The organism is Streptomyces olivaceoviridis (assembly GCF_014650115.1).
Classification (GTDB): domain Bacteria; phylum Actinomycetota; class Actinomycetes; order Streptomycetales; family Streptomycetaceae; genus Streptomyces; species Streptomyces olivaceoviridis.
The window spans coordinates 50,570-59,799 of record NZ_BMUI01000038.1 but is presented as its reverse complement, the minus strand read 5'-3'; the positions used below and the strand labels follow the sequence as shown (position 1 = coordinate 59,799).

The window sequence follows — 9,230 nt, the reverse complement described above, 5'->3', positions numbered from 1 at the left end:
CCACCACTGCCTGGTCCTGGACAGCGAGGGCGAGACATCGCTGTCGCGGCGGGTGGCCGACGACGAACCCGAATTGCTGAAACTGATCGGCGACGTCCTGGACCTCGCCGACGGCCGGGACGTCACCTGGGCGCTGGACATGGCGGGCGGTGGGCCCGGCCTGCTGATCGCCCTGCTGGTCAACCACGGCCAGGAACTCGTCTACCTCCCCGGCATCGCGGTCAACCGCGCCTCCGACAGCTACCGCGGGGCGGGCAAGACCGACGCCCGGAACGCCCCCGTGATCGCCGACCAGGCCCGCATACGGCGCGACCTGCAGCCGATCCGGCCCGGCGACGACGCGAGCATCGAGCTGAAGCTGCTGACGGAGCGCCGCGTCGACCTGGTGGCCGGCCGTACCCGCACCACCAACCGGCTCAAGGGCCTGCTGAACAGCATGTTCCCGGCCCTGGAGCGGGCCTTGGACATCGGCACCAGCGGAGCTCTGCTGCTTCTTACGGGCTACCAGACCCCGGCGGCGATCCGCCGCACCGGCCGTGCCCGTCTGACGACCTGGCTGCGCAACCGCAAGGCCCGCAATCCCGAGGCCCTCGCCGCCAGGGCCGCCGAGGCCGCCGAGCGGCAGCACACCGCTGTCGCCGGCGAGAGCGCGATCGCGACGATGGTGCACACCCTCGCGAAGGAGGTGATGGCCCTCAACGAGAAGATCGCCGAGACCGACAAGCTCATCGAGGGCCGGTTTCGCGAGCACGAACTCGCCGAAGTGATCCAGTCCATGCCCGGCATCGGTGCCGTCCTCGGCGCGGAACTCCTCGTCGGCATCGGCGGCAGCCTGGACGCCTTCCCCACCCCGGACCGCCTCGCCGCCTTCGCCGGCGTCACCCCCGCACCACGCGACTCCGGCAAGATCAGCGGCAACCTCCACCGGCCCCAGCGCTACCACCGGCGCCTGCAACGCGTCTTTTATACGTCCGCGCTGGTCAGCATCCAGTTCGACCCCAACTCGCGGAAGTTCTACGACCGCAAACGCGCCGAGGGAAAACGCCACGTCCAGGCGGTGCTCGCGCTCGCCCGCCGACGCGTCAATGTTCTGTGGGCCCTGATCCGTGACCGACGGTGCTACCAAGTTGCACCCCCTGGGCCCGCGGCGGCTTGACTTCAGCATTGGGAAGCCCGTCCCTTCTGGGTGTCGGGGTCGGCGGCCCAGTAGGTGCCGCCGGGGAACGTGTAGCGCGCGAGGGACTCCGGGCGCAGGGCGGCGGAGAAACCGGGCGCGGTGGGTGCCGTGTAGTGGCCGTCGCGGATGACGACCGGGGTGACGAAGTGCTCGTGGAGGTGGTCGACGTACTCGATGACCCGGTCCTCGGTGCTGCCGGAGACGGCCAGGTAGTCGAACATCGACAGGTGCTGGACGAGTTCGCACAGGCCGACCCCGCCGGCGTGCGGGCAGACGGGGACGCCGAACTTGGCGGCGAGCAGCAGGATGGCGAGGTTCTCGTTGACCCCGCCGACGCGGGCCGCGTCGATCTGCACGATGTCGAGGGCGCCGGCCTGGAGCATCTGCTTGAACACGATGCGGTTCTGCACGTGTTCGCCGGTGGCGACCTTCACGGGGCCGACCGCACGGCGGATGGCGGCGTGGCCGAGGATGTCGTCGGGGCTGGTGGGCTCCTCGATCCAGTACGGGCCGAACTCGGCCAGGGCGTTGGTCCAGCGGATCGCCTCGTCCACGTTCCAGCGCTGGTTGGCGTCGACCGCCAGGCGGATCTCCGGTCCGACGACGGCGCGGGCCACCCGGCAGCGGCGGATGTCGTCGTCGAGGTCGGCGCCGACCTTCAGCTTGATCTGCCGGAAGCCGTCGGCTACGGCCTGGGTGGCGAGCCGGCCGAGCTTGTCGTCGTCGTAGCCGAGCCAGCCCGGGGAGGTGGTGTAGGCGGGGAAGCCGCGCTCCAGGAGCCGGGCCCGGCGCTCCTCGGCTCCCGCCCGGCCGCGCCTGAGCAGGTCGAGGGCCTCCTCGGGGGTGAGGGCGTCGGTGATGTACCGGAAGTCGATCTGCCGGACCAGCCACTCGGGTTCGGCGTCGGCGAGCAGCTGCCACAGGGGCTTGCCGGCCCGCCGGGCGGCGAGGTCCCAGGCGGCGTTGACGACGGCCCCGATCGCCATGTGCATCACGCCCTTCTCGGGGCCGAGCCAGCGCAGCTGGCTGTCGCCGATCAGGTCCCGGAAGAGCGAGCCGGGGTCGGCGCACAGTTCCTCGACGTCGCGGCCCAGCACATGGCCCCGCAGTGCGTCGATCGCGGCGACCTGGACGTCGTTGCCCCGCCCGATGGTGAAGGTGAATCCGTGTCCCTCCAGGCCGTCGGCGGCGTCGGTGCGCAGGACGACATAGGCCGCCGAGTAGTCGGGGTCCGGGTTCATCGCGTCGGAGCCGTCCAGCTCGCGCGAGGTGGGGAAGCGGATGTCGTGGGTGTCGACCGCGATGACGCGGGCGGGAGCGTCGGACACGGATGTCCTTTCTGCCGGGAGAAGGTGACGGTCCATCAGTCCTGAGCGCGGCCCGTGGTGACACGGGCGATCATCAGGGCGACGAGGATGATCCCGCCGTAGATGGCCTGGATCCAGAACGACGGCACCTGGGCGAGGGTGAGCAGGTTCTGCACGACACCCAGGAGGAGGACACCGGTCAGGGCGCCGAACATGGTGCCCTTGCCGCCGTCCAGGCTGATGCCGCCGATCACCGCCGCCGCGAACACGGTGAAGATCATGTTCTGGCCCTGGTTGGCGCTGATCGCGCCGACGTAGCCGGTCTGCATGATGCCGCCGACGGAGGCGAGGACACCGGCGACGACGAACACCCCGAGCATCACGCGCTCCACGCGGATGCCCGCGGCGCGGGCGGCTTCCGCGTTGCCACCGATGGCGTACAGCGCGCGGCCGACCCGGTGGTACTTCAGCACGCCTCCGGTGACGGCGAAGGCGACGGCGGCCAGCCACACCGACATCGGGACGTCGAGGAAGGTGGTGGTGGCCAGCGAGGAGAAGCTGTCGGGCATGCCGAACAGGGTCTTGCCCTTGGTGGCGCCGACCAGCAGCCCGCGCAGCACGATGAGCATCGCGAGGGTCACGATGAACGCGTTGAGCTTGAACTTCACGACCAGGACGCCGTTGAAGGCGCCGACGGCCGCGCCCGCGACGAGGATCGCGAGCAGGGCGACCGGCGCCGGGAACCCGGTGCCCCAGCCGGCCTGCGCCGAGGGCAGGACGAGGAGCGCCCCGAGAGCGGGCGCGATGCCGACGACCGACTCCAGGGACAGGTCGAACTTGCCGGTGATGAGCACCAGCGACTCGGCGAGCACCACCATGGCGAGGGCGGCCGACGCGCCCAGGATCGAGATCAGGTTCCGTTCGGTGAGGAACGAGTCGTTGACCACCGCGCCCAGCACCATGAGCAGCAACAGGGCCGGTACCAGCGCCAGTTCGCGGGCGCGGCGGAGCAGCACGGCCCGGGCGGCCCGCTGGTCGGGCAGGCGGGGCGAGGTGAGCGGCGGGGCCTTGGTGTCAGCCATGGTCCACTCCTTCGATGGAGGCGATCAGCTCGTGGTCGCGCCAGCCGGCCGGGTGCTCGGCGACGATGCGGCCGTGGAAGAGGACGAGGACGCGGTCGCAGCGCCGCAGGTCGTCGAGTTCGTCGGAGACGACGAGTACGGCCGTGCCGTCCTCGCGGGCGCTGTCCATGCGGGCCAGCAGGGACTCCTTGGACTTCACGTCGACGCCCGCCGTCGGGTTGATCAGGACGAGCAGGCGGGGGTCGGAGGCCAGGGCGCGGGCCATGACGACCTTCTGCGCGTTGCCGCCGGACAGGTCGGAGACGGGCTGTCCGGGGCCCTCGGTGTGGATGTCGAGGCGGTCGATCAGCTCGGTGGCGAAGGCACTTCTGCGGTCGGTGCCGACGAACCCGAAGCGGCCGAGCCGGTCCAGGACGCTCAGGGTGGTGTTGTCGCCGACGGTCATGCCGGGGACGAGGCCCTGCTCGTGCCGGTCGCGGGGCACACAGCCGACGCCCGCGTCCAGGGCCGCCCGCACGTCGCCGAACGGCAGCGGCTCCTCTTCGAGCAGGGCCGATCCGCCGGCCGGGGTGTGCAGTCCGGCGAGGGTCTCGGCCAGCTCGATCTTGCCGCTGCCGCTGATCCCGGCGAGTCCCACGACCTCACCGCGGCGGACGGTGAGGTCGATGTCGTCGTACGTGGTGGAGGTCAGGCCGCGCACGTCGAGCACGACCGGGGCGGTGCCGGTCACCGTGCCGCGCGACCGCGCGTGCTCGGCGATCGACTCCCCCGCCATGGCCTCCACCAGGGCCGACCTGGGCAGCTCGGCGACGGGGGCCGTCGTGATCCAGCGGGCGTCCCGCAGCACGGTGACCGTCTGGCAGACCTCGTAGACCTCTTGCAGGTGGTGCGAGATGAACAGGAAGGTCACCCCGGAGTCCTGGAGCGCCCGCATCCGGCTGAACAGCCGCTCGATCTCCCGGTTGTCGAGCTGGGCGGTGGGTTCGTCCAGCACGATGAACCGGGCACCGAAGCTCAGCGCGCGGGCGATCTCCACCATCTGGCGGTCCTCGACCTTGAGTTCGGCGGTACGGGCCTCCGGGTCGACGTGGACGTCCCAGGTGGCGAGGAGGTCGGCGGCCTCGGTGCGCAGCCGGCGCCAGCTGATCAGCCCGCGTGCCCGCGGCTGCCGGTTGAGGAAGAGGTTCTCCGCGACCGTCAGCTCCGGTACGACGGTGGGCTTCTGGTACACGCAGGCGACCTTGCGGCGCCAGGCGTCCCGGTCGGCGAGCGGGGGCGCGCTCTCGCCGTCGAAGCGGACGGTGCCCGCGTCCGGGGCCTGGAGGCCGGTGAGGATGGTCACCAGGGTGGATTTGCCGGCGCCGTTGCGGCCGACGAGGGCGTGGGACTCGCCGGGCAGCACGGTGAGCCGGCCGTCGGCCAGGGCGACCGTGGGACCGTACCGCTTGACGATGTCCGTGGCTTCGACCAGCGGTGTGACGTCGACGGGCGGGGCGCTCATCGGACCGTGGCTCTGCGGACCGTGGTTCATCGGACCGTGGCTCATCGGACCGTGTTGCCCCACAGCTTGGGGTCGTCGACGTTGTCCTTGGTGACCAGCGGGGCGGGCAGCTGGTCCTCCAGGATGCCGCTGGGCAGCTTGACGATCGTGGAGTCGTGGTCGGTCGGGCCGGGCCTGAACTTCTTCCCCTCCATCGCCGCCTTGATGTAGTACAGGCCGTACTTGGCGTAGGCGTCGGCCGGCTGGGAGACGGTGGCGTCGATCTGGCCCTTGCGGATGGCCTCGTACTCCTGCGGGATGCCGTCGTTGGAGACGATCGCGATGTGCCCCTTCTGCCCGGCCGCCTTGAGCATGTTCTTCGACTTCAGGGTCTGGAGGGTCGGGGCGAGGTAGACACCGCCCGCCTGGAGGTAGATGCCCTTGATGTCGGGGTTGGCGTTGAGGAGGGTGTCGAGCTTGGCGGCGGCCGTGTCGGACTCCCACTTGGCGGGGATCTCCAGCACCTTGAGCCTGGGGTACTTCTCCTTCACGCAGGACCGGAACGCCTCGGACCGGTCGCGGCCGTTGACCGAGGCCAGGTCGCCCATGATCTGCACGACCTTGCCGCTGCTCACGTGCTGCCCGAGGTAGTCGCAGGCCTTCTTGCCGTAGGCGACGTTGTCGGCGCGCACGACCATGGCGACCTTGCCCTTGTCGGGTGCGACGTCCACGGCGACGACCGGCACGCCCTTGCGTTCGGCCTGGTCGAGTCCGGCCTGGATGGCGGCGCTGTCCAGCGGGGCGACGACCAGTCCCTTGACGCCCTGGTTGAGTTCGTTGTCGATGTCGGTGATCTGCTGCGAGGGGTCGCTGTTGGAGTTGACCGTCTTCAGCACCTCGACGCCCTCGGACTTGGCCATCTTGGGCACGTAGTCGTTGTACGACTGCCAGAACGGCGAGGTCAGCAGCGGCAGGATCACGCCGACCTTGCCGGTGCCGCCGCTTCCCGCGCTCGCGGTGTCCTTGGTGCTGCCGCAGGCGGCGAGCACGAGCGAGGCGCCGACGGCCAGGGCCGCCGCGCCGGTGATCCGGGACCTGCTGCGTTTGGTCACTGTGCTGGCGGGCATCTCGCGGCTCCTCGTCGAGGGGGTTCGAGCAGACGACCGCATACTTATCAGACCACTCGGTCAGCGGAACACCCTCTTGCAGCGAAAATCCCGGCTGCCGACGCGTAGTGGTCGGACCACTCGGCTGGCTAGACTGCGACGCACCCGGTGACTGGAGGAGTGGCGTGGACGAGGCAGCCCCGCAGAAGGGCACGGTGACCGAGCGCGCCATCGAGGAGATCAAGGCGATGATCGCCGAGGGCCGGCTGGAGCCGGGCCAGCGGCTGCCCACCGAGCGGGAACTCGCTGCTCGGCTGGGCATCTCGCGCAGCTCGATGCGGGAGGCGATCCGCGCCCTGACGGTCATGGGCGTCCTGGAGGCACGGCACGGGTCCGGCATCTACGTCACCGCGCTGGAGGCCGGCGACCTGCTGGAGACCTTCGGGGTGGTCGCCGACCTGTCCCGGGGTCCGCGCCTGGTGGAACTCCTGGAGGTGCGCCGGATCCTGGAGTCGACGGCGACCGCGCTGGCCGCCGCGCGCATCACCGCCGACCAACTGGCCGCCGTCGAGAAGCACTTGGCGGCCATGAACGCCACCGACGACCCCGAGGAGATCCTCGCCCACGACCTCGCCTTCCACCGCGAGATCGCCTCCGCCGCCGGCAACGAGACCATGGCCGCCATCCTGGACGGCCTGTCCTCGCGCACCTTCCGCGCCCGCGTCTGGCGCGGCTACCAGGAGGAGGGCGCCTTCGCCCGCACCCGCCGCGAACACGCCGCCATCCACCGCGCCCTCGCCGCCCACGACCCGGAAGCGGCCCGGGCCGCGGCAGCGGCCCACGTGGGCGAGGTGGAGGAGTGGCTACGGGCCCAGCTCGGCGGCTAGGGGTGTTCGTCGACGGCCCCGCTGGTGGCGTCGTGGCCCTGGGTGGAGTCCTGACGACCCCGACGCCACTCCCCGCGGTTCCGGGATCGGGTGCCTACCAGGGGTAGGTCACGGTCACCGCGGCCGAGGCGTTGTACAGCTCCCCCACCGCGCGCAGTTCGAACCGTGCGGCCGTCTCCCCTTGTTCGGGCCGCTGGCCTGCGACGAAGTAGGCGAGCTGGCCGGTGGCGCCGAGGAAGCGGCGGGTGCCGTCCGGGAGGAGACGGTGCAGGGTGTAGTGGCGGACGGCGCCGGGGGCGGCGGACCAGGCGAGGCGGAGGTCGCCGCCGTTCGCCGCGGTGACGCGGGCGCCGGAGGGGGCGGCGGGTGCGGTGACGGTGTCGCGTACGGCCAGGCCGCCCAGCCGCCAGCGGACCGGGCCCTCGGTCGCGGTGAGCCGGACACCGAGCGCGTGGACGGTGCCGGCAAGACCTGTGAGCGGTACGGTCACGGTCTGCCAGCCGTTGACCGACCTAACCCGCACCCCGCTGTTGACCGAGTTCACAGCCAGATATGTGTACGGCGGTGTCGCCCCCGGCGTGCTCGGTTCGGCCGTCGCCACCGCCAGCTCGACGTTCACATTCCCGGAGTCGCTGCGGAAGGTCAGCTCGACAACCGTGTTCACACCGATCGGCAGCCGGGTCGCGTAGAGGTCCACCACCGCTGGTTGATCCAGTTCACCCGCGACCAGCACACTGCTCCCGCCCCGCCAGGCATCGGCGAAGTCGAAGGACACGGCCGGCCGCTCCCCCGCCGTGCGGACCGCCCACCGCCGCGACGGCAACCGGTCCTGGAGCCCGAGGTGGTTCCAGGGGGCCTCCGAGGTGACGGCCCCCTCCTCGTACCACCGCAGCCCGTGCCCGGTGTTGAACACGCTCGCGAACGGCACCGAGGTCACCGTCGACCGGTCCGCCACGGACACCGCCGGCGCCCGCCACGGATCGCTCGCGTCGGGCCGCGACGGGTCCAGCGACCGCCCGGTCCAGAACCGGTCGTCGGCCGCGTGGAAGTCCTCGGGGGCGCGCTGGTCGGCGGGCAGGTGGTTGCGGGTCCACTCGGGCCGGTACAAGCCGATCGAGGTGACGTGCGGCTTGCCGGTCGGCACGATCGCGTCCCAGTTCACGGACGTACCGGACCCGTTCGACTCGACGTCGACGCCCGCCCACAACTCGTAGCGGCTGCGCCCCAGTCCGTCCGCCTGCGTGCCGGAGGCGGCGAGCGTGGCCGCGCTCCACCTGAAGTCCACGAACATGTCGTCGGCGGACTGGAAGAACGCCTGGTTCTGGCTGTTCAGGGCGCCCTGCCAGCTGACCGTGCCGTTCACGGTCATCGCGTCGTACCAGGTCACCCGTTGCCCCCGGGCCGCCGCGAGCGACTTCAGCTCCTTGAGGAAGCCCAGCATGGCCGTGCCCAGCGCGGTGTTGCCTCCGCTGGTCTCGGCGTTGACGAACCAGCCGTCGAAGCCGTACGCCGCCGCGACCGCGACGAGTTGCGCGGCGAGCGGGTAGTGGCCGGTGGCGTCCTTCTGCACCAGGTCCCGGGTCCACTGGAGTTGTCCGCCGTAGGCAACCGGGGGCAGGAAGATGTTCCCGAGGACGGGGACGCCGTGCCGGTGGGCCGCGTCCACGATGGGGGCGTTCGGCGCGAGGATCAGGCCCTCGCCGGCCGAGCCGCCCCAGAACACCAGCTCGTCGATGTACGCCCAGTGGGTCAGTGCGTAGTAGTCGGCGGTGGCCGAGCCCTGGGAGGGGTTGGCGGAGGTGGGTCCGAAGGAGACGAGGGCCTGGACGCGGGCCTGTCCGGAGCGGGCGGTGGCGTTGGCCGGGGTCGGGGTGAAGCGGGCGGCGAGCGGTATGGAGGCGGCGTTGAACGCGAGGTCGGGGTCGTCGGCGGCGCGCCAGCTCTTCAGGCTGCGCCAGGTGATGCCGGGGCCGGGGCTGCCGGCGGGCAGCGAGTCCGGGTACCAGTAGGAGGCGTACGGCGGGGTCGCGGCGGCGGCTCGCGGGGCCGCCTGCGCGGACAGCACGGGCAGCGCGGGGGTCAGGGCGGCGGCGCCGGCGGCGATCAGGACCGTGCGTCTGGTGGGGTTCACGAGCGGAGGCCTCCATGAGGGACGGAACATACCTGCTGTGACGACTGCGCCGTGACATCG

General features: G+C 71.4%; 7 protein-coding genes. 2 read left to right on the top strand and 5 right to left on the bottom strand.

The window, feature by feature from the left end; all coding sequences use genetic code 11:
• Positions 1-1,156 (top strand): IS110 family RNA-guided transposase (locus tag IE273_RS38630; protein WP_189819807.1); only part of this gene is annotated, 1,156 nt, incomplete at its 5' end.
• Positions 1,157-1,158: 2 nt separating this feature from the next.
• Here IE273_RS38630 and IE273_RS38625 read toward each other — a convergent pair.
• From IE273_RS38625 to IE273_RS38610, 4 genes are read right to left on the bottom strand one after another with little or no spacing between them, the layout of a single operon-like run.
• Positions 1,159-2,505 (bottom strand): L-fuconate dehydratase, encoded by a 1,347-nt coding sequence (locus IE273_RS38625; protein WP_189819806.1) that lies wholly within the window; start codon positions 2,503-2,505, stop codon positions 1,159-1,161.
• Between the two features lie 35 nt (positions 2,506-2,540).
• On the bottom strand, positions 2,541-3,566 hold the full coding sequence (locus IE273_RS38620) for an ABC transporter permease (RefSeq protein WP_058083055.1): 1,026 nt from the start codon (positions 3,564-3,566) through the stop codon (positions 2,541-2,543).
• Entirely contained in the window at positions 3,559-5,067 is a 1,509-nt protein-coding gene (locus IE273_RS38615; RefSeq protein WP_189819805.1) for a sugar ABC transporter ATP-binding protein, read from the bottom strand. The genes IE273_RS38620 and IE273_RS38615 overlap by 8 nt, the downstream gene beginning before the upstream one ends.
• Positions 5,068-5,108: 41 nt before the next feature.
• Positions 5,109-6,173 (bottom strand): sugar ABC transporter substrate-binding protein, encoded by a 1,065-nt coding sequence (locus tag IE273_RS38610; RefSeq protein ID WP_189819804.1) that lies wholly within the window; start codon positions 6,171-6,173, stop codon positions 5,109-5,111.
• A 164-nt stretch (positions 6,174-6,337) separates the two neighbouring features.
• Between IE273_RS38610 and IE273_RS38605 the strand changes: the two genes are divergently transcribed.
• Positions 6,338-7,039: a FadR/GntR family transcriptional regulator gene (locus IE273_RS38605; RefSeq protein WP_189819803.1), complete on the top strand. Its 702-nt coding sequence runs from the start codon at positions 6,338-6,340 to the stop codon at positions 7,037-7,039.
• 94 nt (positions 7,040-7,133) lie between these two features.
• Here IE273_RS38605 and IE273_RS38600 read toward each other — a convergent pair whose 3' ends face one another.
• Positions 7,134-9,170 (bottom strand): endo-beta-N-acetylglucosaminidase, encoded by a 2,037-nt coding sequence (locus IE273_RS38600; RefSeq protein WP_189819802.1) that lies wholly within the window; start codon positions 9,168-9,170, stop codon positions 7,134-7,136.
• Positions 9,171-9,230 lie beyond the last annotated feature (60 nt).